The sequence below is a fragment of the Acetobacter fallax genome, from assembly GCF_011516735.1.
Taxonomy (GTDB): domain Bacteria; phylum Pseudomonadota; class Alphaproteobacteria; order Acetobacterales; family Acetobacteraceae; genus Acetobacter; species Acetobacter fallax.
Genome location: NZ_WOSX01000140.1, coordinates 1 through 777 on the forward strand (window position 1 = coordinate 1; position 777 = coordinate 777).

At 54.8% G+C, this 777-nt stretch carries 2 pseudogenes; one reads left to right on the forward strand and one right to left on the reverse strand.

Features of this window, described 5'->3' with window-relative positions:
- A pseudogene (locus GOB85_RS18870) lies at positions 1-603 on the forward strand (transposase); the annotation flags it as partial.
- Between the two features lie 79 nt (positions 604-682).
- Here GOB85_RS18870 and GOB85_RS18875 read toward each other — a convergent pair.
- Positions 683-777 (reverse strand): annotated as a pseudogene (locus GOB85_RS18875) (IS5/IS1182 family transposase); the annotation flags it as partial.

Genomic DNA, 777 nt, shown 5'->3' on the forward strand with positions numbered 1-777 from the left:
TGCGCGGCCTGGTTGGGGAACCGGGCGACCGCGGCCTCAGGGCTGACTACCGCTCAGTCCGGACGTTCGTCCACGACGAGAAGCTCAGCTTCAAAAAACGCTCGGGGCCGCAGAGCAGGATCGTCCGGATGTCGCGCGGCAGCGGACACAATGGCAACGGCACCAACATCCGACTGACCCCGGCCGCCTCGTGTTCATTGACGAGATCTGGACCTGTATGGCGCCCCTTCGGGGCCGGCCTGGAACACCACAACTTTCATAGGCGCATTGCCGGTCGATCGGATCGACCCGCCCTGGCTGTCTGATGGCCCGATCAACGGCGACAGGTTCCGTGTCTATGTCGGGAATGAACTTGTGCCAACACCTGGATCAGGCCACATCGTCATTGCCGACAATCCGGGTAGCCACAGGAACAGGGCGGCCCGCACGACAATCCGAAATGCCGGGCCCCGACTGGTTCTGCTGCCAGAATATTCGTCCGATCTGAACCCGATCGAACAGGTATTCGCCAGGCTGCTCAACACATACACACCCACTGAATGCAGAAAACACTTCAAGGCAGCAGGGTACGGGCCATACATAATGTTATCACGCTCTAATTAAAATAATTACATAAGTATTATAAATTTATTTCATCCAAAAGACAATAATACGCACCATAAAGCCTGACTTAGAGCCTGAATCAGAAAGCGGTTTGATTGATTTTTCGCAGAACTCTGCGGATATGGGCAATCATCAACCATGCGCAGGATGACGAGATTGTTGTCTCGACATCCT